Source organism: Bacillus sp. JJ783, assembly GCF_036963225.1.
Classification (GTDB): Bacteria; Bacillota; Bacilli; order Bacillales; family Bacillaceae_G; genus Bacillus_A; species Bacillus_A cereus_U.
In genome coordinates, this window is record NZ_JBALMG010000009.1 from 34114 (window position 1) to 54037 (window position 19924).

Below are 19924 nucleotides of genomic sequence, written 5' to 3' on the forward strand. Positions count from 1 at the left end.
ATTAATTTTAGTGATGCGTTGGATAAGGTAATACCGATAAAAGAGCGTCGTGCCGAACTGATTAATATGGTTAATCGGTTCTTTTTTTATTGTTCTAAACAGGTGATACTATTTGTTAAGTAATAGTTACAATAAATGTGGCGAAGTAAAATGTCGAATTTTGTTTGAAAATATGCAATATAAAGTAGGATAATAGGAAGGAGAATAACGGGAGTTCCGTCGAAGTTTACACAATGTCAGCAATTGAGGGGAGCTGATACTATGTTAAAAAAATATTCAATTTGTTGTTATCTTAAATCAGAGAGGGGTATTTAAGCGTACAGGTAAGGGTTGGTCTTCGTTTTAAGTTCTGAATTTTCTGTTTTCAAAATAATATTTAGCACTCATTTGTATATTTTATAATAGTTTTTTGATAAATTCACTGCTTTCGCAGAGGGTTCTTTTTTATGAAAGAAACGTCAATTTTCTTCATATATATATACAAATTGGAGAAATGGGGGAGCGCTATGCGCGATTACTTAATTAAGCCACTTGTTGGTCAGCCGTATCCAATGATTTCACATGGAAAAGGTGTTTATTTATATGATCAAAACGGAAATAAATATTTTGATGGTTCGTCAGGAGCGATTACGGCAGGTATTGGACATGGCGTAACAGAGATTGCGGAAGTTATTAAAAAACAGGCAGAGGAGATTGCGTTCGTTTATAGATCACAGTTTACGAGTGAACCGGCTGAAAAATTAGCGAAGAAGTTGAGTGATTTAAGTGTAGGAGATTTGAACTGGAGCTTTTTTGTGAATAGTGGTACGGAAGCAAATGAAACAGCTATGAAAATTGCAATTCAGCATTTTCAAGAGCGTGGCATTCAAGGGAAACACAAAATTTTGTCGCGCTGGATGAGCTATCATGGTATTACGATGGGAGCTTTATCTATGTCGGGGCATCCGTTACGTAGACAACGTTTCGTATCAATTTTGGAAGATTATCCGACTATTCCAGCTCCATATTGTTTCAGATGTCCGATGCAGAAGGTATATCCAACATGTCAGCTTGCTTGTGCGACTGAACTAGAAAGAGCGATTGAACGAATTGGTGCAGAACATATTGCAGCTTTTATTGCTGAACCGATTATCGGAGCTGCTGGAGGCGCGGTTGTTCCGCCGAAAGAATACTATAAAGTAATTAAAGATATTTGTAGTCATTACGATATATTATTTATTGCGGATGAAGTAATGACTGGACTTGGTCGTACTGGTGCATGGTTTGCGATGGAGCACTGGGGTGTAGAACCGGATATTATGACGCTTGGTAAGGGGCTAGGAGCGGGTTATACACCAATGGCAGCGACAATTGTAAGTGACCGTGTTATGGAGCCGATTTTACATGGATCACGTTCTGTAATGAGCGGGCATACGCTTAGTGCAAATCCATTGTCTGCAGCAACGGCTTTAGCTGTTATTGAATATATGGAGAAACATAATTTACCTGAAGAAACAGCAGAAAAGGGAGAGTATTTATTAAAAGGTTTGCAGAAAGTTCAGCAACAATCTACAATCATTGCCGATGTGCGTGGAAAAGGATTGCTAATTGGAATAGAATTGCAACCGTTTACAAAAGCGTCGGAGCTTATTTCAGTTGCTGCTAAAAATGGACTGCTCTTATACCAAGCTGTTTCAGGGCAAGCAGGAAAAGAGGATAGTGCACTGCTTGTTGCACCACCAATGACAACTACATATTCTGAGTTAGATGAATTACTTTCAATTTTTGTACAGAGCGTGGAAGAGATGATGCAAAAAGGAGGGCATAGTATCGCATGACAACCATTACAAATACATTTGGTAAATTAAAAGAAATAGAGGAAGTAATTTCTTTGTTCCATGATGATATGACATTAATGTTTGGGGGATTTGGAGGAATAGGATCCCCTCCATCTTTAATTCAAGCTGTTTTAGATAAAGGCATTACAAATTTAAATTTAATAGGAAATGATACTGGATTTCCTGATGTAGGAATCGGTCGTCTTGTTACGAATGAAAGGGTTAAATCTTTAGTTACTTCTCATATTGGTTCAAATCCAAATGCGGGAAGACAATTAAATGAAGGAAGATTGCAAATTGAATTCTCTCCGCAAGGAACACTCGCAGAGCGTATTCGCGCTGGTGGTGTAGGGCTTGGTGGTATTTTAGTTGATGTTGGTGTTGATACGATTGTAGAAGAAGGAAAGCGTACAGTTGAAATGAATGGAAAGATATATTTAGTTGAAACAGCTTTAACGGCTGAAGTCGCAATTGTATACGCGAAAAAGGCGGATCCGTTTGGCAATCTTGTATTTGATAAAAGCGCTCGTAATATGAATCCACACGTAGCTATGGCTGGTGACATAACGATTGTAGAAGCAGAAGAAATTGTTCCACTTGGAAGTTTAGATCCAGAAGAAATTGTCGTCCCAGGTGTATTTGTAAATTATATCGTGCCATCGGAAGGAGTGAATTGGAAATGGGTATGGGCGTAGAAGTAAGAGATAAGATTGCAAGACGTGCAGCGAAAGAAATTCAAAATGGTATGCTTGTAAATTTAGGTATTGGGATTCCATCGCTTGTACCGAATCATTTGCCAGAAGATATGAATGTTATGTTTCATGCGGAAAACGGTATTGTTGGTATGGGACCAACGCCAAGTAAAGGGAATGAAGATGAGAATTTATGTAACGCAGCCGGTTTACCAACATCTCTCATTACAGGAGCAAGTTATTTTGATAGCTGCATGGCATTTGGCATGATTCGAAAAGGATTACTTGATGTTACGATACTTGGTTCGTTACAAGTAAGTGAAAATGGTGATTTAGCGAACTGGATTGTACCAGGAAAACGTGTTCCAGGTATTGGAGGAGCGATGGATTTAGCGCAAAAAGCGAAGCGGGTCGTTGTTGTGATGAATCATGTTGATAAATACGGAAATGCAAAGATTGTTTCGGAATGTACATTGCCATTAACCTCGAAAAAATGTGTAGATTTAATTATTACAGACATGGCTGTCATGGAAGTGACTCCAAGAGGACTTGTCTTACAAGAATTAATGAGTCCGTACACTGTAGAAGATGTAAAACGACATACGACAGCTGATTTTCATATAAGCTCAAATTTACTAGTAATTGAATGAGGGGAGTTGTAATATATGGAGCAATTAAAAAAACAAGTTTGTGATTATATTGAGAGTCATGAAGAAGAGAGCGTAAAATTTTTAACACGATTAATTCAAGAAAAGAGCGTATCTGGTGATGAAAGTGGTGCGCAGGCAATTGTTATTGAAAAGTTGCGTGAGTTAGGTCTAGACCTTGATATTTGGGAGCCTGCTTTTAATGAAATGAAAGATCACCCTTATTTCGTATCACCTCGTACAAGTTTTACGGATAGCCCGAACATTGTAGCGACTTTAAAAGGAAGTGGCGAAGGGAAATCTATGATTTTGAACGGGCATATTGATGTCGTGCCAGAAGGGGATGTAAATCAGTGGGATCATCATCCATACAGTGGAGAGAAAATAGGAAACCGCATATATGGACGTGGAACAACAGATATGAAAGGCGGCAATGTCTCACTTATGCTTGCGATGGAAGCGATTGTTGAATCTGGTATTGAACTAAAAGGTGATATATATTTTCAAAGTGTAATAGAAGAAGAGAGCGGTGGGGCAGGAACATTAGCCGCTATTTTACGAGGATATAAGGCAGATGGCGTTATTATTCCTGAGCCGACGAATATGAAGTTTTTCCCGAAACAACAAGGGTCAATGTGGTTTCGTCTACATATAAAAGGCAAAGCAGCACACGGTGGTACACGTTATGAAGGAGTAAGTGCAATTGAAAAAAGTATGTTTGTTGTAGATCATTTGAGAAAATTAGAAGAGAAGAGAAACGGTCGAATTACAGATCCGTTATTTAAGGGGATTCCGATTCCAATTCCAATTAACGTTGGGAAAATTGAAGGGGGAAGCTGGCCAAGTTCTGTTCCCGATTCATTAATTTTAGAAGGAAGATGTGGTATTGCGCCGAATGAGACTATAGAGGCAGCAAAAGAAGAGTTTGAAGGCTGGATTGGTGAATTAAAAGAAGTGGATAGTTGGTTTGTAAAAAATCCTGTAGAAGTAGAATGGTTTGGAGCGAGATGGGTTCCTGGTGAACTAGAAGAAAATCATCCACTTATTACAACGCTTGGGCATAATTTTGTTGAAATCGAAGGGAACGAACCGATTATAGAAGCTTCGCCATGGGGAACAGATGGAGGTTTGTTCACACAAATCGCTAACGTACCAACGATAGTATTTGGTCCAGGAGAGACGAAAGTAGCACATTATCCAAACGAATATATAGAAGTTGATAAAATGATTGCTGCCGCAAAAATAATTGCATGTACATTACTAGATTGGTGTGAGGTGAAGAAATGAAATACTATGAATCTTTTAGTGAACAGACAAAGCATTACACAGTAGAAGGGGTTTTAGATTATTTTAATAAACGTGTTAGAGTTGATCACTATACAGGAAATGTTGAAAGTATTATACAAACAATCGATGAATTAGCAGAGAAACATTCTTTCACTAAATGTATTATTAAAGGAAAGGGAGAGCATGTTTCAACATGGCTCTCTTTCGGTTTCTTACTGGAAGCAACGATACCTCATTATTTTCAAGGACACGATGCGCACTTCTTCGTGAAATATCATAATGATGAAAGACGAAATAGTATTCATTGGACTGAGGAAGATACCATTTTAAGTGGTGTAAAAGCAAAAGAAGTGAAAGAAAAAATAGTCCCAGAGAAATTTGTGTTAAGAAAAGCGACAGAAGAGGATGCGGAAGAATTAGCAATTGTCTTTGGAAAAGTATTTGAAGTTTATCCGACACCTTTAAATGATGCGAGTTATGTAAAGCAGACGATGAAGGAAGACGATACAATTTACTATGTTTATGAATTCGAGGGGAAAATTATTAGTACAGCATCTGCTGAAATGAACGTGAAAGAAGGTAATGCAGAATTAACGAATTGTGCTACATTACCTGAATATCGAAAACATGGTTTCATGAAAAGTCTGTTAATTAAATTGGAGGAAGAGCTCCAAGAAAAATCTATTTTTTGTTCTTATACAATTGCTCGCTCGCTATCTTTCGGTATGAATGCAGCCTTTCATCAATTAGGCTATACATATACGGGAAGGCTTGCGAATAATTGCTACATTTTTGATAAGTTGGAAGATATGAATATATGGGTGAAAGATTTATCCAGCTATTCGAAAGCAGTAAGACTCCCACCTCAAAATTCGGCTGTAAAGCAAAGAAGTTAGGTGGGAGTCGGGTTAATAATCAGTGGGGATGAATAAAGCTTCACTGATTAAAGTTTCATTTAACCATAAATAAGCAATAGAAATATATATAAATTTCATCAAAATAATAGAACGGAATCGTCATGCTTATAATCGCACAGAGGGATGCCGAAAATCCGGCATGCATTTGCCAGATTTTCGGCAAGAGGGGGAATGACATTGCTAGCAGTTTCGACACAAGAAGTCATTGAAGCGATTTTGGGCAGTATTGATGAGGCTATACATGCAGTGGATGAAAATGGTATTACAATTTTTTATAATACAGTTGCTGCAAAACATGATGGATCGAAAATTGAGAATGTGCTAGGAAAACATTTATTAGAAGCATTCCCTTCATTATCTAGGGAAACGAGTACACTAATGAAAGTGTTACATACGAAAAAACCGATTGTACATCAAGTTCAGCATTATCAAAATTTAAATGGGGAAGACGTTTGTACGGTAAATACGACGCTACCTATTTTTATAGATGGAAATATTGCCGGTGCTGTTGAAATTGCGAAAGATTATTCTACAATTCAAACGCTTACTGACACAATCGTAGATTTACAATCGAAAATAAAACGGTCGACTAGCAAAAAAATGGTAAAAAAGCATGTTGCATTCGAGACAATTGTAACAAATGATTCCCGCTTTAAACAGACGAAAGAGTTAGCTCAAAAAGTAGCCCCAACTGATGCAAATGTTTTAATATATGGTGAAACAGGAACAGGGAAAGAGCTATTTGTGCAAGCAATTCATGAAGCTTCTAAACGGAAAAACAAGCCATTTATTGCACAAAACTGCGCAGCTTTGCCAGAGTCGCTATTAGAAAGTTTATTGTTTGGAACTACAAAAGGAAGCTATACAGGGGCAATTGAACGAGCGGGATTATTTGAACTTGTAGATGGAGGAACATTGTTTTTAGATGAACTTAATTCAATGCCACTCGATTTACAAGCGAAGATGCTACGTGTATTAGAAGATGGAGTTATTCGTCGCATTGGTGATAATAAGACGAGAAAAGTAGATGTTCGCGTTATTACTGCAATGAATCAGCCTCCAGAAGTATGTTTAAGAGAAAATAAAATTCGCACTGATTTATACTATCGATTAAATGTGTTTTCATTATATATTCCGCCGCTTCGCGAAAGAACTGAGGATGTACTGTTATTAGCGTCTTACTTTTTGAAAGAATATAATAAAAGTTATAAAAAAGGTGTACTTCAAATTGATAAGGAAGCGAAAGAAAGATTACAAGCTTATCAATGGCCTGGAAATGTTCGTGAGTTAAAACATACGATTGAACATGCTGTCATTATTACGGAAGGGAATTCGTTAACAGCAAATTGCTTACCACGAACATTTCGGAAAGAGAAACTTCCGAAGAAGAAAAGTATATTACCACTTAGGGAAGCTCTTCATCAAACGGAAAAGGAATTAATAGATCAAGCATTAATTGAAACGGAAGGGAATATTTTGCAAGCAGCAAAAATGTTAGGTATTCCGCGTCAAACGCTTCAATATAAACTGAGCAAGTACGACAAAACCGCCGAATAATCGGCGGTTTTTGTGTGTTTGCACCAATAAAAGAGCGTTTACATATATAACGAGTAATGAATATGATAGTAAATATCGTTTTAGTACAGCACTTAAAAATATTTATTCTCTTATATAATAGGGTATTTCTCGCATTTACTTATCAAGTATATGAAGTTGGCATAATTATTGCTTATATAAAGGATGAGCGTATAAAAAGGGGGAATAGCAATGTTACATGATGTATACAAACCAAATCGTCACTGGAAGGATATTGAATTATGGAAAGATGTTACAGAAGAACAATGGAATGACTGGGTTTGGCAATTAACGAATACGATCAAAACTTTAGATGATTTAAAGAAAATAATTAACTTAACACCTGAAGAAGAAGAAGGTGTTAAAATTTCAACGAAGACGATCCCGTTAAACATTACACCGTACTATGCTTGGCTAATGAATCCTGATGACCCACGCTGTCCGATTCGGATGCAATCAGTACCGATTTCGGAAGAGTTATATAAAACAAAATATGATTTAGAAGATCCTCTTCATGAAGATGAAGATTCACCAGTTCCAGGATTAACGCATCGCTATCCAGACCGCGTACTATTTTTAGTAACGAATCAATGTTCTATGTATTGTCGTTACTGTACACGTCGTCGTTTTAGTGGACAAATTGGAATGGGCGTACCGAAAAAGCAATTAGATGATGCGATTGCTTATATTAGTGAAACACCACAAGTACGTGACGTTTTAATTTCTGGCGGTGATGGACTTCTAATTAATGATAAAATTTTAGAATATGTATTAAAGAATTTACGAGCAATCCCGCATGTCGAGATTATTCGTATCGGAACGAGAGCACCAGTAGTATTCCCGCAGCGTATTACAGAAAACCTGTGTAACATTATTAAAAAATACCATCCAGTATGGTTAAATACGCATTTTAACACTTCTATTGAGATTACAGAAGAATCGAAACTAGCATGTGAAATGCTTGCGAATGCTGGTGTTCCAATTGGAAACCAAGCTGTAATTTTAGCTGGAATTAATGACAGCGTTCCAATTATGAAAAAACTTATGCATGATTTAGTGAAAATTCGTGTTCGTCCATATTATATTTATCAATGTGATTTATCAGAAGGTATCGGTCATTTCCGTGCACCAGTTTCGAAAGGTCTTGAAATTATTGAAGGCTTACGTGGACATACATCTGGTTATGCAGTACCGACATTCGTTGTTGATGCACCGGGCGGAGGCGGAAAAATTGCGCTTCAGCCAAACTATTTAATTTCACAAAGTGCGGATAAAGTTGTTCTTCGTAACTTTGAAGGGGTTATTACAACGTATCCAGAACCAGAAAACTATATCCCAGGAAGAGCAGAAGGCTACTTTAAAGAAATTTATCCGACTTATGAAGAGAAACGTTCTGATATCGGCGTTGCAGGATTGATGAGTGATAGGAAATTTAATCTTGTTCCAGATGATTTACAACGTATGAATCGCCGTAAAGATTATGAAGTCAATGAAACGCATGCTTCTTTAAAAGATAAACGTGATAAGCGTGATCAATTAAAAGATAAAAAATATCAAGCACAAATGGCAAAGTTAGATGACGACAAAAAAAATGAGGGTGACGTAGTATGAATTGTATGTGGTGTGACAGTACAGAAGCGAAAGAAAGCTTGAATACTGTATATTGGGAATTACCAGATGGTACGAAAGCCATTGAAATCCAAGAGACACCATGTATTACTTGTTCCTCATGTGGAATGGACTATCAAGCAGACCATACTGTAAAAGAAATTGAAGATCAGTTGTTTTTAATTTATACGAAAGATTTGCCAAAACAACTAACATTCGAAGAGTTGATGGGAAGACCACGTTTATTAAAAAGGAATTATTTCGACTTTTAACCAGCTTTTATGCTGGTTTTTTTCTTTTTTGCCTTGTATAATGTACCCAAGTTAGAAAGGTAGGGAATATTTTTGAAAAAGACATTTTACCATTATATGATGAAGCACCGTGCAGCTTTATTTAAAAATGAAATATCAGATTTAGCAGAGGCGATGTATGATGATTTAAGTTTTCCGAAGCAATCTGAAGACTATGATGTAATTAGTTCATACTTAGAGTTAAGTGGAATGCTAGAAAGTATGTCTATATTTGATGATGCATGGGATTTATATATACAAGAGAGATAACGATATGAAGTTTTAGGAAAATGAAAACATAATGAATACATTACTTTGAAAGAAGTGAAGTATTCATTATGTTTTTTTATTTACAATACGTCTTGCTGTTAGAACATAAATGAAAAGTGCAAGCTAGTTTAAATACTAGTTTTTTTGAGTTATATACAAATTCTACTTTTTTATTGAAAAAATTTATGAATATAAGCTTCTGTGATAAGCGTTTTTATGTAGGTTGCATATACTGTTATCAAAATCACGACGTTTAAAAAAGGAGAGATATAGATGGCAAGGAAAAAACAACCTAAATATAACGTAGGGGACATAGTCGTGATTACGCTATATGGAACCGTTGGGAAAATTACAAATATGAAGATTTTAGATGGAGTTTACGTATACGAAGTAAATAATCACGATGGATTTTATGTAGAACAAACTTTGCAGCATGTTACAGAGCAAGAAATGAAAAAGGGCGACACAGAGTGGATTGAATTAAATTATAACTTTACGTTTGGTGATCTCGTGCAAGTAACTGGATATGATAAAGACGTTTTTCGTATTGTTGGTTTTCGTACAGAAGTATGGAGATATAAAAATGATGCATGGGAAGATACTATATATGAATTGTCACGAATTACTGATGGTGAATGGTTAGAAGCTGATGAATCTGATTTAACATTACTTGCCAATGCACAAACGGCAAATGCAATTTTGAAGAAAATGAAACAAGATAAAGCTGGTATGAATAAATTGGATTTAGGAAAATTGAAGTCAATTAACAATTCGAAAAAAGTAAGTGTAAAGACGAATCGCCAAGAAATTATTGATGGGTTATTAGATATTTATAATGATTATCATTTATTATTCGATACATTTAAAGATGAAGAATATAAAATTGTTATGGATGTTGTTCAAAATTATTTAGTTAAATTGACAGAGAAAAAATAGTTAACTAGAAAGAGAGAATAAATTGAACAACAACATATGCAGTATAAGGTATGCCTACAATTATTAAAAAAATAAAAAGCCATTTAATAAGAGAGTCTGCCCATTGATCTTCATGCATGAACTCTTCTTTTGTTTGCTCTACTTCGTATTGGTATTCCATTATTATTTCCCCCTTTGGATAGCTTGTACTAACATCGTATGCCCTTTGTCTACATGATATGACTTATAAAAAAGAAAAAACTATTTTTCTAATCTCATATACATAATTTTGAGATTTTTTCATAAAACAGAAATAAAGGAGTGATGCTCATGAAGGAAATTGAAGTCGTAATTGACACGGAAGAGATTGCGGAGTTTTTTTATGAGCGACTAATTGAAAGAGGGTACGTTCCAAAAAGAGAAGAAATTGAGGACCTGGCAGATATTACATTTGAGTATTTATTAGAGAAATGCATGATTGATGAAGTTTTTGATGAAGAGGAAGATTGAAAGTAACGGCGGGCTTAACTCGTCGTTTTTTACTCTTTACAAACTTGTCACAAATATAGACAAGAATTGTTGGTATAATTAAAAGAAAATTTTATACAAGAGGTGAAGGGATGTTCAAAAAAATTATTGATTCTTTATTAGGAAAGAAAAAACATCGTTCGTATTCAAGTAGTGATTATCGTCATAGAGGGCGCTCGTATTCAAGTAGCGATAATAAACGACGTTCATCTGGTTATGGGCATCAGCATTATAAAAGAAAACGTAAAAGCCGTAGCTTCTTTTCAAGTAGCTGATGAAATGGCGTCGTATACTAGCTTTATTTGATAGACCACTGCGAAAAAATACAATCGTTGCAGAGCGTTATAAGATTGAATCAGTAATTGGAATGGGCAGTTATGGGGTTACATATGTCGTTAATGATTTACAAATAAATAAATATAAAGTCTTAAAACAATTAAGGCAAAGTAAACAAAGATATGAGTCTGGTAGAAAATCATTTGAGCAAGAGAAAGTGATTTTACAAACATTAAATCATGCGTCAATTCCTAATCTACATGATCATTTCATATGGGAGAAAAAGAACTTTTTTGTGATGGAGTATATGCCGGGGGGAAATTTCGAAGATCATATTTTCTTAGATGGGCAAATATATGATGAACGTGAAGTTTTTGAAATTTTATATGAAGTACTAGGAATTGTTTCGTATTTTCATAGTAAAGGTATCATTCACCGAGATTTACGTATTCCAAACATATTAATGAAAGAAAATCAGATTAGTATTATTGATTTTGGATTGGCTAAATTGAAAGGTGAGGGTGATGAGCGAGCTGTAACTTATGAAGGTGAACAAGCTTTGATGCGAGAAGTTCACTTTCGTAGCGACTTTTATGCGCTCGGTCATTTCGTATTATTTTTATTGTATGCTGGTTATGAATCGACTGAAAAAAAGGAAAAACCTTGGTATGAAGAGTTAGTGCTGGAAGAATATAATCGCGACATGCTAATGCGAATGTTACAAATGAAAGCGCCATACTATGAAAATGTACAAGATTTGAAAAAAGATGTAGCTTACGCTTTAGAAAGGATGGAGACCCCATGTTTCAAAAGTTTTTAGCAAGCGTTGGAATTGGAAGTGCAAAAGTAGATACTGTTCTTGAAAGAGATGAGTATACAGTTGGAGAAGAGATAGTAGGGAAGGTTCATATAACTGGAGGTTCAGTTAGCCAAGAAATTGAAAGCATTTACTTAACGTTGTCGACGTCATATGTAAGAGAAGTGGATGATAAAAAAGTAACTGCATCGTATGATTTAGAGCGAGTTCGTTTAACAGATCCATTTTCTGTAGAGCCAAATGAAAAAGTGGAAATTCCATTTTCGTTTTTAATGCCAATTGAAGCACCACTAACACTTGGAATGAAAACGGTTTGGGTTCATACAGGTCTTGATATTAAACGTAGTATTGATCCAAGTGACCGTGATTATATTCAAGTATTGCCGAATGCGCTATTGAACAGTGTATTAAATAGTGTAAATCAATTAGGTTTTAAAGCGCGTCATATAGAATGCGAAGAATTACCGTATCGATTACGTAAGCAAGTTCCATTCGCGCAAGAATTTGAGTTTATTCCAGTTTCCGGAGAGTATTATGGGAAATTAGATGAATTAGAATTATTAATTTTGCCAAGTGCCCACGACCGATTAGAAATCATTATGGAAGTAGATAGAAAATCACGTGGATTGGCTGGTTTATTCGCAGAAGCGCTTGATCTTGATGAGAAGGTTATTCGCTTTACAGTAACAAACGAAGATATTCCAACGATGCAGCAAAAAATTAACAATAATATTTTTTAATAAACTATGCATAAAAAAGAAATGGAGAGGAAAACTAAAACAACCGCTCCATTTTTTTGCATAGTGAGGTTATGTATGTGAAACGATACCGACATTTATACTTGTTAAGTTGTACACTACTCATTTGTTTTGTCGCACTATCACTTTCGTATCATACCGCTTGTATTGAAAAATTTGATAATGTAGTCGCACACTTTATTCAAAGTTTCCGAAACGATTATTTGACAACCTATTTTACTTGGGTATCCTTTATCGGTTCAAAAAGAATATATTTCCCGTTACTCATTATACTTGTAATGTATTTTCTTCTTAGAAAAAAAATATTAAGTGCATTACTTCTAACAATTAATTATTACGGATCACGTTATTTGAACAGTATGCTCAAACTATGGTACGAACGAGCAAGACCTGATGTGACGCAGCTTGTTACAGCAACTGGATATAGCTTTCCGAGCGGTCATACGATGAACGCTACTGCTTTTTTAGGATTTATTGCATACGTCACAATTACAGAAGATCGTATTTCATTGCATAAAAAGTTGCTGATTATTTTTATAGCAAGCTTCGTTGTATTATCTATTTCAGTTAGCCGAATTTATCTTGGCGTGCACTATCCATCTGACATATTAGCTGGATGGGCAGCTGGCGGTAGCTGGCTCGTTTTATGTGTTATATTTCATAAGGCGTTCATTAAAAAAGAACCTATGTCATAATAGGTTCTTTTTGCATGGGCTCCACATGAATATGAGCATGGTAAATTCCGAATTTCTTTCGAAGCATATCTTCAATATTGTCAGTAATACAATGGCTTTCGCTAACATCCATTCGAGCATCTACTTCAATTGTAATATCTACATACGTTTGATTCCCATACATACGAGCGCGAATATCTACAATATGTTCTACACCTGAAATATGCTCGATAGCATCAGCATATTCATCCATTTTCTCAGGATCGATTCCATCCGTTAGCATATGAGAAGCTTCTACGAAAATTTCCCATGCAGTCTTACAAATAATAAGACCGACAATTAAAGCAGCAATAGGGTCTAAAATAGGCATTTTGAACTGTGATCCGACAATACCTATTACTGTACCAATACTTACGAGAGCATCTGATAAATTATCTTTTGCAGCGGCTTCTAACGACTTACTCTTTGTTTGAATCGCAATCTTTTTCGTATACTTATATACGAAATACATTACGACGGCAGAAAATAAAGCAACCCACGCAGCGAGTACATTAGGCGCTGCGTGTTTCGGATTTAAAAACGATTGAATTGCACTAATCACAACTTCTAATCCGACTGTTGCCATAATAAAGGAAGCAACAAGTGATGCGATTTGTTCTGCGCGTGAATGCCCATATGGATGATCTGGGTCACGAGGCTTACGAGAAATTTTTAGGCCAATTAATATTGCTAAAGAAGCACCAATATCCGTTAAGTTATTCAAACCATCAGCACGTAATGCGCTAGAGAGGGTAATATAACTGATGATGATTTTCAAAGAGGATAAAAATATGTAGGCTATAATGCTGACAATAGCACCTTTATCAGCTTCTTTATGAGAAAGAGAATCCATTTTAATCACTCGCCTTTCTACAGGGAATTTCTTTCTATACATAGAGTATCAAACGAAACTCGTGTGGGTCTATACAAACATTGTTGACGTTTTATAGCTTTTTAAGAAGGGGATAACAAAGTTTCGTTAAGGAAAAATATGTTGAAAAGTACAAAGTGGAAATTTATTAAACAATTAATGATGATTATGGCAAAAGGAAAGAGGGCGAGAATAATGATTCTCATAATTTCTTTCATATATATTTTTCACAAAATGACTTTTTGTAATTCCCTGTGTGAGTAATATATAAGAAATGATAAAAAAATTCTCGATTAAGAAGAGGAGAAAAGCATAAAAATGTTCATCTTCCATAAAGAGACAAAGGCAAAGAACAATTTGAAAACGAAAAAAACCTCTGATGATTTTTCAGAGGTTTTTCGTTTCTTAGTATGCTTCTAAAAACTCAGTAACTTGCTCTTCCGTTTTTGCATTTGCACTATGTAAGTGACCTAACTTTTCGCCATTTTGATATACAAGTAGGCTTGGAATACCCATTACTTGATACTCTTCAGCAATACTTGGGAACTCATCTTTATTAATAGAATACCATTCAAACTTATTGAACTCTTCCATTACATCTCCGATAAAGTTGTCCATACGCACGCAATCTGGGCACCATGTAGTAAAGAACTTAACAACTACTGGCTCCTCGCTTGCGATGATGTCTTTGAATTCCTTGTCAGACTTGATTTCTCTCATGTTTTGTTGCTCCTTTTTCACTTATAATATTTGGGGTTATTTAGGCGGTGTTTTTGCCTAAAAACGAAAACTTCTAACGAAAGTTTTTCTTTCCGAATAATTCGTTTGCAAATTGATCCACCGCAGTTTCCTGAAGTCCTGGTACAACATGTGAGTAGGTTCCAGTGTGATACCTACTCTTTTATGTCCTAATCGTTCACTTACAATCTTCGGATGTACGCCTTAGATCCTGGAAACGAATATTAGGAACTTCACTTTTCTTTATAAGCTTTTTCATGAGCTGTGTCAAACTTCTGAAACGGCAGACCAAATCGCAGTCATTATAGCGTTCACCATATCGCTCTTTTTCCTCAGAGATTTTTTGCAGATGGTCATTTAGTGCCATTAAAGTAATGTCAGGCAAAATCAGCAATCTCTTTCCTGAAGAGGCTTTTAGTTCATGGAATCCCTTTGTAATGTGAGAGAGGGAACGGTTAACAGATAACGTTCGTCTCTCAAAATCAATATCTTTCCATTGTAGACCTAAGATTTCACCTTTACGCATTCCACATGTAATAGCAAGAAGATAAGCGATATAATAACGGTTTTCTTTTGCATGTTCTAAAAAACAAAGAACTTCTTCATCGATTAAAAAACTAGGGGGTTGACGCTGATTTAGTGGAAAGAGCTCATTATATCACTCTTTCGGAGGAGGTGAGTTAGGATGCGGAAATGGTTAAAGAAACTATTTTCGAAAAAAACGCCCACCCTGCATTGTTTGTGAGGAACAAGAAGGTGAGCTTCAATTAAACGAAACTGATTCGATTTGTGAAAATTGTGCCCAAATTATGCATGAACAAGGTATTGAAAGAGATGAATAGTACCCTTTACATCTTATTCCATATATAACAAAGCTGGTTAGCTTCTGATTCAAGTGCTATTAAATGATCATTATTAATAGAGTTATTCGTATACATTCGGTTCTTTTGGATGTTAAGAACCGTATAATTCACATCGTTATGTTCATTTGAAAATGTTGATTCGTTTAATAATGTCAGCGTTGAGTTGATGTTGTATTTATCAATTCGCTCTTTCTTTCCTTTGAAAAACAGTTTGATAAGATGCGGCTCATCATTAATGAGCAAACCGAGTTCAGGTGATGAGCGGACGATTAAATCATCTGATATCCAATGTAATTTACCTGGATCGAACCAAGAGACGTCTTTGTTTTTAATAAATTTTTTGTACTGTTTTATGACATCGATATAGTTTTGCGTTTTCCTTTGATCAACCGTTTGTACTAATGTTTCGAAACATTCAAAAGGTAGTTCGTTTTGATGAAATTTAATAACAGTATCTCGTAATTGTTTCCAGTAATCAAAAGCTGGTTGGTATTCCGGTTGAGATTTTAGATTTTTTACAAAGTTTGTTTTAGCTGCACTACTTTTCAGTGTGAAGTCTAGAAATTGTGTAAGTCCTACTTTAATTTCTGCCATATTACACCCCCTTTTCAAACATTACTAATTCGATAATGGAAAGGAAAATCCTGCATTTTTCAAGGAGGTGAGCTAGATGCTAGAAAACCCAATGTCCATGCACAATGGCTACGGCAAAGCTGATCCCCAGGAGCAAGAAGGTATCATGACAACGTCTATCGATGCCGAAAAGTTACAAGATGCCATCAGTCGAGCGGTAATGATTTTAGAGGAATATCCAGAAGGCGCGGAACCTGAGGGTGTGAATAGGAGCATTAATGAAGCGTTGGAATTGTTACAAAAGTATTTGGGGCAATAAAAAAGGACTCACGGCAATGAGTCCTCATAAAAAAATATATGTTGGTATCAGTATAATATGGAAGGTGAGTGAATAGAACATGCAAGTAAAAGTATTGGTTAACACACTAAACATGGACCACGCTCAGTGGTTGCAAGCTATTGGTGGCTCAGATGTTTCTACAATCGCAGGTTTAAATTAATGAAAATCAGCAGTTCAAGTATTCTTTGAAAAAACACAAGCGATTGAAAAGAAAGATTTACAAAGTGAATCGGCATATTTCGGAAACGTTTTGGAAGAGGTAGTTGCAAAAGAATTTTCCAAGCGTACGAATTTAAAGGTACAACGCAGAAATGCAATCCTGCAGCATCCTGAATACCCGTGGATGATTGCAAATGTAGACCGATTGATTGTCGGTGAGAAGATTGGCCTTGAATGTAAAATATCGTCTGAATATTTTGGGAAAATTGAGGATCAAAAGAAGGAAGGTGAGCAAAAACGCTATTTGAATAAAAGCTAGTGGACTAGTTTTTAACACTCACTGAAATTAAGAATCATAACATACTTTGTAATAACTTATATGGAAGTGAGTTGAATACTAATGTTTTATTCATATTTTGATACCGGAGATAGAATGCGTCCGTATGGTACGGCGGGTATTACGTATAGCGGAGCACAAAGTACAATTCAAGCTGTTCAACAAGCGTTACAAGCACAGCAGCAAATGCAACAAGGCATACAACCGTACTATTCATCTATGGAGTATTATTACCCAATGCATCATATTACACCATACGGAATTTCTGTTTCAACAATTCCATATGGAACTGTATACAATTTATAAAAATATACGGGGGAATAAATTTGAGTATTTATTATATTAGGGCGCAAGTACAGAGCGTCCTTATAAGAAATGATTCGTATCTAGGGAACAATTGTAAAATTTTAGATATTGGAATGAGAATGTTACAACCTCATGAGTTATATGCAGCGTAAGGATTCCCAAGCAACTACATTATTGATCATGATTTTTACGGGAAGCCTTATCCGAAAACAGAACAAGTTGCCAGATGCGGAAACGCGGTACCGCCACCATTTGCTGAACAATTAGTCAGAGAAAACTTACCAGAAATGAGCGTAGCGGAGGGGGGATAATAAATTCAAGAGGGCAGCAGCAATGTAGGGTGTTATAAAACGAGAACATCCTAGGCCAAGGAATGCATCATTAAAGATACTACTTTAGTAATATAATTGGTGACGCATTCCGAACATTAAGCCTTGTTACACTTGCTATTCTATCTGCCCACCATGGATTCCTGAGAAAGTGCCAAGGCACCTAGGATTGTAGCGAAATGGAATAGCATAAGCATCATCTCCGTTACAAGTTTTTTCTTAACTAAGAAGTTAAGTACTTCAGAAATGGAGCAGGAAAGTGTGCCAGCATACAAGATGCCAACAAACCATCCTTTACTACCCAGCTACACTGGTAAGTCGGTCAGGAATGATTGAATCGAACAATCAACAATTAAAACCAAAATATAGTAAATAGTTTATTAGATTTGAATACAAGTGTAAAATTAATCCATTGTATAGCCCGAACGGAGGATTTTTTTTCTGAAAATCCGAGTTGATGAAACTAGATAATTTGTATTACTCATATAACCGGAATATTATATGAGTGCTTTGTTTTTAAAAGTTATACTTTCTCTTCGCTCTGCCTTATGGTGGAGCATTTTTATTTTTTGTAATAGCAACAACTTGTCCAATTTTTTCAAGTTTAGCATACATAGTATGCAGTAATAGAGTAGAAAGGAGCGCTATATATGTCTTGTTATTACTACTGTAAGAATTGTGAGAGTTACCAAAAGAAAAATCATGATTGCTGTAAAAAAAGAAGTGAGTATTATAATAAGTGCGGTAAAAGATGTGATGACTGTTCTTGCGATCATAAGGAGAATAACCTTGTAAGAGCATCTGCCTTTAGAGCTGTAAATACAGTTAATCAAAACCTTCCAGCCAATACTTTTGTTAAAGTATTATTTCAAAATGAACAATTTGATTTAGCGAACGAATATAACCCAGCAACATCAGATTTTACTCCGAAGACTAGAGGCGTTTATTCCGTAATTGGAACGATTGGTTTCTTTCCAAACGATACAAATTTAAACTATAGAGCACGTGTAGAGGTTCGAGTGAATGGAAATGCGGCAATTGCTATTGATAACGACTTTTTTGGTCCAATAAATTTCGGTAATGTTGTAAGTGTTTCAACAATACTTCAATTACATGCAGGTGATATTGTCGAGATTTTTGCACAAAGTAGTATAGATGGGGTTATTAGTAGTACAGAAGATGGTTCTCATTTTGAGGCTGCAAGATTCCCATCTCCAATTGTATAAATATTAAAAAGGAAAAAATTTTATTAACTCTGCTTTTCGGTGGAGTTTTTTTAATTTCATAATAGCAATAGCTCGTCCAAACTTTTTAAATTTATTTTGCATAGTATACAACAATAGATTTAGAAAGGGGATATAAATATGTCCTATTATTATTGTAAGCATTGCAATGGCTATAAAAAGACACAGCATACTTGTTGTAAGAAGTGTACGGATTATTACGATAAGTGTTGTGATAATGAGAAAGATAAGCTTGTAAGGGCATCTGCTTTTAGAGCTGTTAGTACAGTAGATCAAAATGTCACTGCAAATACTTTTGTTAAAGTATTATTCCCAAATGAACAGTTTGATTTAGCGAATGAATATAATCCAGTAACATCAGAGTTTATTCTATTATTGGTACAATCAGCTTTGCACCTAATGATAGTAATACGAATTATAGAGCGCGTGTAGAAATTCGGGTAAATGATAATCCAGCTATAGCGATAGATAATGACTTTTTTGGTCCACCCAATTTTGCAAATGTCGTAGCTGTTTCAACAATACTTCAATTACATGCAGGAGATGTAGTTGAAATTTTTGCTGAGAGTGATGTAGATGGACTGATTATACAAAATGATCCAGGATTTATTAGTACGCATTTTGAAGCTGCAAGATTCCCATCTCCAATAAAATAAAAGACATGTTTGTGATTTATGGACTATTTTTTTAAAAAAGGCTCTACCTTATGGTAGGGCCTTTTAGTTTAAGTTATTTAGACGGTAATATATTAAAATAAGTTCATAAATACTTGATAAGCAACACCTAGAGTTAATACGATAGCTAATAGTTTTGCTACCCATCTCGGTGCATTTAAATTTAGTAAAAGGGAATGACATATACTAAATGTAATGCAGAGTGTTAAAAGAATTGCGATAAGATATAAAATTAATAGGAAGAAAGGTTGCTCTATGGAGCCGAAGTCAATTTTGGATGGATTCATGTAATATGTCCCTCGTTTTTTATTGATATATTAATATAATAATGAAAAATACAAGAAATTGGAAGAGTAATGTAATAAATACTATAAAAGTAA

General features: G+C 35.4%; 23 protein-coding genes and 5 pseudogenes. 21 read left to right on the forward strand and 7 right to left on the reverse strand.

All coding sequences use genetic code 11. The features are described 5' to 3' along the window. Positions 1-506: 506 nt before the first annotated feature. The 10 genes from V7038_RS02355 (at position 507) to V7038_RS02400 (ending at position 10039) form a co-directional block, all read left to right on the forward strand. The gene (locus V7038_RS02355) at positions 507-1817 is read left to right on the forward strand and encodes an aspartate aminotransferase family protein (RefSeq protein WP_070139240.1); all 1311 of its coding nucleotides are present in this window, start codon (positions 507-509) and stop codon (positions 1815-1817) included. Further along, positions 1814-2512, forward strand: coding sequence for an acetate CoA-transferase subunit alpha (gene atoD, locus V7038_RS02360; protein WP_002202119.1), 699 nt, complete (start codon positions 1814-1816; stop codon positions 2510-2512). Before V7038_RS02355 ends, atoD begins: the two co-directional genes overlap by 4 nt. Further along, complete coding sequence (locus tag V7038_RS02365; protein ID WP_002202118.1) at positions 2497-3159, forward strand: CoA transferase subunit B; 663 nt, start codon at positions 2497-2499, stop codon at positions 3157-3159. The genes atoD and V7038_RS02365 overlap by 16 nt, the downstream gene beginning before the upstream one ends. A 15-nt stretch (positions 3160-3174) precedes the next feature. Next, on the forward strand, positions 3175-4443 hold the full coding sequence (locus V7038_RS02370; RefSeq protein ID WP_002202117.1) for a peptidase: 1269 nt from the start codon (positions 3175-3177) through the stop codon (positions 4441-4443). Further along, the gene (gene ablB, locus V7038_RS02375) at positions 4440-5339 is read left to right on the forward strand and encodes a putative beta-lysine N-acetyltransferase (protein WP_002202116.1); all 900 of its coding nucleotides are present in this window, start codon (positions 4440-4442) and stop codon (positions 5337-5339) included. The genes V7038_RS02370 and ablB overlap by 4 nt, the downstream gene beginning before the upstream one ends. A 192-nt stretch (positions 5340-5531) precedes the next feature. After that, complete coding sequence (gene rocR / locus V7038_RS02380) at positions 5532-6917, forward strand: arginine utilization transcriptional regulator RocR (RefSeq protein ID WP_087952667.1); 1386 nt, start codon at positions 5532-5534, stop codon at positions 6915-6917. Positions 6918-7127: 210 nt separating this feature from the next. Continuing rightward, positions 7128-8546 (forward strand): lysine 2,3-aminomutase, encoded by a 1419-nt coding sequence (gene ablA / locus V7038_RS02385; protein WP_002148177.1) that lies wholly within the window; start codon positions 7128-7130, stop codon positions 8544-8546. Beyond that, positions 8543-8815, forward strand: a complete 273-nt coding sequence (locus V7038_RS02390) for a YokU family protein (protein WP_002202113.1) — start codon at positions 8543-8545, stop codon at positions 8813-8815. The genes ablA and V7038_RS02390 overlap by 4 nt, the downstream gene beginning before the upstream one ends. A gap of 72 nt (positions 8816-8887) precedes the next feature. Continuing rightward, on the forward strand, positions 8888-9103 hold the full coding sequence (locus V7038_RS02395; RefSeq protein WP_002085796.1) for a YozE family protein: 216 nt from the start codon (positions 8888-8890) through the stop codon (positions 9101-9103). 273 nt (positions 9104-9376) lie between these two features. Then, on the forward strand, positions 9377-10039 hold the full coding sequence (locus V7038_RS02400) for a hypothetical protein (RefSeq protein ID WP_002119090.1): 663 nt from the start codon (positions 9377-9379) through the stop codon (positions 10037-10039). A 4-nt stretch (positions 10040-10043) separates the two neighbouring features. Here the strand turns inward: V7038_RS02400 and V7038_RS02405 are convergent, their stop codons facing one another. Beyond that, positions 10044-10199 carry a DUF3930 family protein gene (locus V7038_RS02405; protein ID WP_002018281.1) on the reverse strand — a complete coding sequence of 52 codons (156 nt, stop codon included), beginning with the start codon at positions 10197-10199 and terminating at the stop codon, positions 10044-10046. A 149-nt stretch (positions 10200-10348) separates the two neighbouring features. Between V7038_RS02405 and V7038_RS02410 the strand changes: the two genes are divergently transcribed. The 5 genes from V7038_RS02410 (at position 10349) to V7038_RS02430 (ending at position 13092) form a co-directional block, all read left to right on the forward strand. Beyond that, entirely contained in the window at positions 10349-10528 is a 180-nt protein-coding gene (locus V7038_RS02410) for a YozD family protein (protein ID WP_002012644.1), read from the forward strand. A gap of 110 nt (positions 10529-10638) precedes the next feature. Then, the gene (locus V7038_RS02415) at positions 10639-10821 is read left to right on the forward strand and encodes a hypothetical protein (protein WP_002141661.1); all 183 of its coding nucleotides are present in this window, start codon (positions 10639-10641) and stop codon (positions 10819-10821) included. Then, entirely contained in the window at positions 10821-11642 is an 822-nt protein-coding gene (locus tag V7038_RS02420; RefSeq protein WP_199693139.1) for a protein kinase domain-containing protein, read from the forward strand. Before V7038_RS02415 ends, V7038_RS02420 begins: the two co-directional genes overlap by 1 nt. After that, positions 11624-12379 (forward strand): sporulation protein, encoded by a 756-nt coding sequence (locus tag V7038_RS02425; RefSeq protein ID WP_002202111.1) that lies wholly within the window; start codon positions 11624-11626, stop codon positions 12377-12379. Before V7038_RS02420 ends, V7038_RS02425 begins: the two co-directional genes overlap by 19 nt. Before the next feature lie 77 nt (positions 12380-12456). Beyond that, positions 12457-13092, forward strand: coding sequence for a phosphatase PAP2 family protein (locus V7038_RS02430; protein ID WP_002148169.1), 636 nt, complete (start codon positions 12457-12459; stop codon positions 13090-13092). On the opposite strand, the gene V7038_RS02435 is transcribed toward V7038_RS02430, so the two are convergent. From V7038_RS02435 to V7038_RS02455, 5 genes and pseudogenes are all read right to left on the reverse strand, one after another. Beyond that, positions 13082-13963 carry a cation diffusion facilitator family transporter gene (locus tag V7038_RS02435; protein WP_002202110.1) on the reverse strand — a complete coding sequence of 294 codons (882 nt, stop codon included), beginning with the start codon at positions 13961-13963 and terminating at the stop codon, positions 13082-13084. The two genes, V7038_RS02430 and V7038_RS02435, sit on opposite strands and share 11 nt — an antisense overlap. A gap of 423 nt (positions 13964-14386) precedes the next feature. After that, entirely contained in the window at positions 14387-14701 is a 315-nt protein-coding gene (locus V7038_RS02440) for a thioredoxin family protein (protein ID WP_001206934.1), read from the reverse strand. Positions 14702-14774: 73 nt separating this feature from the next. Next, positions 14775-15086 (reverse strand): annotated as a pseudogene (locus V7038_RS02445) (site-specific integrase). Between the two features lie 111 nt (positions 15087-15197). After that, positions 15198-15329 (reverse strand): annotated as a pseudogene (locus V7038_RS29480) (site-specific integrase); the annotation flags it as partial. 238 nt (positions 15330-15567) lie between these two features. Beyond that, entirely contained in the window at positions 15568-16176 is a 609-nt protein-coding gene (locus V7038_RS02455; RefSeq protein WP_335468963.1) for a hypothetical protein, read from the reverse strand. 76 nt (positions 16177-16252) lie between these two features. On the opposite strand from V7038_RS02455, the gene V7038_RS02460 reads away from it, so the two are divergent. From V7038_RS02460 to V7038_RS02485, 6 genes and pseudogenes are all read left to right on the forward strand, one after another. Then, positions 16253-16474, forward strand: a complete 222-nt coding sequence (locus V7038_RS02460) for a hypothetical protein (protein ID WP_335468966.1) — start codon at positions 16253-16255, stop codon at positions 16472-16474. A gap of 79 nt (positions 16475-16553) precedes the next feature. After that, positions 16554-16946: pseudogene (locus V7038_RS02465) on the forward strand (lambda-exonuclease family protein); the annotation flags it as partial. A gap of 108 nt (positions 16947-17054) precedes the next feature. Beyond that, on the forward strand, positions 17055-17297 hold the full coding sequence (locus V7038_RS02470; RefSeq protein WP_070128329.1) for a DUF3947 family protein: 243 nt from the start codon (positions 17055-17057) through the stop codon (positions 17295-17297). An 83-nt stretch (positions 17298-17380) separates the two neighbouring features. Further along, positions 17381-17608, forward strand: a pseudogene (locus V7038_RS02475) (DNA cytosine methyltransferase); the annotation flags it as partial. A 668-nt stretch (positions 17609-18276) separates the two neighbouring features. Beyond that, positions 18277-18852, forward strand: coding sequence for a C1q-like domain-containing protein (locus V7038_RS02480; RefSeq protein WP_002157954.1), 576 nt, complete (start codon positions 18277-18279; stop codon positions 18850-18852). 138 nt (positions 18853-18990) lie between these two features. Next, positions 18991-19526, forward strand: a pseudogene (locus tag V7038_RS02485) (ABC transporter permease). Positions 19527-19618: 92 nt separating this feature from the next. Here V7038_RS02485 and V7038_RS02490 read toward each other — a convergent pair. Next, entirely contained in the window at positions 19619-19831 is a 213-nt protein-coding gene (locus V7038_RS02490) for a hypothetical protein (RefSeq protein ID WP_002200596.1), read from the reverse strand. Positions 19832-19924 lie beyond the last annotated feature (93 nt).

Excerpts from the sequence above, each read along its gene's own strand:
- V7038_RS02355 (WP_070139240.1), top strand. The coding sequence starts at position 507 with ATGCGCGATTACTTAATTAAGCCACTTGTTGGTCAGCCGTATCCAATG.
- atoD (WP_002202119.1), top strand. The coding sequence starts at position 1,814 with ATGACAACCATTACAAATACATTTGGTAAATTAAAAGAAATAGAGGAA.
- V7038_RS02365 (WP_002202118.1), top strand. The coding sequence starts at position 2,497 with ATGGGTATGGGCGTAGAAGTAAGAGATAAGATTGCAAGACGTGCAGCG.
- V7038_RS02370 (WP_002202117.1), top strand. The coding sequence starts at position 3,175 with ATGGAGCAATTAAAAAAACAAGTTTGTGATTATATTGAGAGTCATGAA.
- ablB (WP_002202116.1), top strand. The coding sequence starts at position 4,440 with ATGAAATACTATGAATCTTTTAGTGAACAGACAAAGCATTACACAGTA.
- rocR (WP_087952667.1), top strand. The coding sequence starts at position 5,532 with ATGACATTGCTAGCAGTTTCGACACAAGAAGTCATTGAAGCGATTTTG.
- ablA (WP_002148177.1), top strand. The coding sequence starts at position 7,128 with ATGTTACATGATGTATACAAACCAAATCGTCACTGGAAGGATATTGAA.
- V7038_RS02390 (WP_002202113.1), top strand. The coding sequence starts at position 8,543 with ATGAATTGTATGTGGTGTGACAGTACAGAAGCGAAAGAAAGCTTGAAT.
- V7038_RS02400 (WP_002119090.1), top strand. The coding sequence starts at position 9,377 with ATGGCAAGGAAAAAACAACCTAAATATAACGTAGGGGACATAGTCGTG.
- V7038_RS02405 (WP_002018281.1), bottom strand. The coding sequence starts at position 10,199 with ATGGAATACCAATACGAAGTAGAGCAAACAAAAGAAGAGTTCATGCAT.
- V7038_RS02410 (WP_002012644.1), top strand. The coding sequence starts at position 10,349 with ATGAAGGAAATTGAAGTCGTAATTGACACGGAAGAGATTGCGGAGTTT.
- V7038_RS02415 (WP_002141661.1), top strand. The coding sequence starts at position 10,639 with ATGTTCAAAAAAATTATTGATTCTTTATTAGGAAAGAAAAAACATCGT.
- V7038_RS02420 (WP_199693139.1), top strand. The coding sequence starts at position 10,821 with ATGAAATGGCGTCGTATACTAGCTTTATTTGATAGACCACTGCGAAAA.
- V7038_RS02425 (WP_002202111.1), top strand. The coding sequence starts at position 11,624 with ATGTTTCAAAAGTTTTTAGCAAGCGTTGGAATTGGAAGTGCAAAAGTA.
- V7038_RS02435 (WP_002202110.1), bottom strand. The coding sequence starts at position 13,963 with ATGGATTCTCTTTCTCATAAAGAAGCTGATAAAGGTGCTATTGTCAGC.
- V7038_RS02440 (WP_001206934.1), bottom strand. The coding sequence starts at position 14,701 with ATGAGAGAAATCAAGTCTGACAAGGAATTCAAAGACATCATCGCAAGC.
- V7038_RS02455 (WP_335468963.1), bottom strand. The coding sequence starts at position 16,176 with ATGGCAGAAATTAAAGTAGGACTTACACAATTTCTAGACTTCACACTG.
- V7038_RS02460 (WP_335468966.1), top strand. The coding sequence starts at position 16,253 with ATGCTAGAAAACCCAATGTCCATGCACAATGGCTACGGCAAAGCTGAT.
- V7038_RS02470 (WP_070128329.1), top strand. The coding sequence starts at position 17,055 with ATGTTTTATTCATATTTTGATACCGGAGATAGAATGCGTCCGTATGGT.
- V7038_RS02480 (WP_002157954.1), top strand. The coding sequence starts at position 18,277 with ATGTCTTGTTATTACTACTGTAAGAATTGTGAGAGTTACCAAAAGAAA.
- V7038_RS02490 (WP_002200596.1), bottom strand. The coding sequence starts at position 19,831 with ATGAATCCATCCAAAATTGACTTCGGCTCCATAGAGCAACCTTTCTTC.